Source organism: Parendozoicomonas verongulae (genome assembly GCF_009711465.1).
GTDB lineage: Bacteria > Pseudomonadota > Gammaproteobacteria > Pseudomonadales > Endozoicomonadaceae > Sansalvadorimonas > Sansalvadorimonas verongulae.
Genome location: NZ_SMME01000183.1, coordinates 1 through 335, shown reverse-complemented (window position 1 = coordinate 335; position 335 = coordinate 1). Strand labels below are relative to the sequence as shown.

The window sequence follows — 335 nt, the reverse complement described above, 5'->3', positions numbered from 1 at the left end:
CTGGCCGTTGGCCCAGAGCAGGGCCGCGCTCTCGGGTTGCTGGTTGGAGGCCTGTTGCCACTGGGAGCCATAGGACACAATCAGGGAGGGAGGCTCAGGGAAGGGCACCGGGTCAGTGCCGCCGCCTCCGCCGTCCACCACGACGGTGAAGTGCAGGGCAAGGCCATCGCCCAGTGGCGGGGTGTACAGCTCGCCGCTGAAGGCAAGGCTGACCGCATCGCCGGACGGAGGGGTGTAGATCGCCATGGCTACTCTTCGGTCTCCTCAGCCACCGGGATCACCGGGCCGTGACAAATGGGCTGGTAATACTGCCGGGCTGCAAAGGTGGCTGTACC

1 protein-coding gene is annotated in these 335 nt (G+C 66.6%); it reads right to left on the bottom strand.

Features of this window, described 5'->3' with window-relative positions; all coding sequences use genetic code 11:
• On the bottom strand, positions 1 to 246 hold a 246-nt coding region (locus E1189_RS00235; protein WP_155158152.1), incomplete at its 3' end, for a hypothetical protein.
• Between the last annotated feature and the right edge of the window lie 89 nt (positions 247 to 335).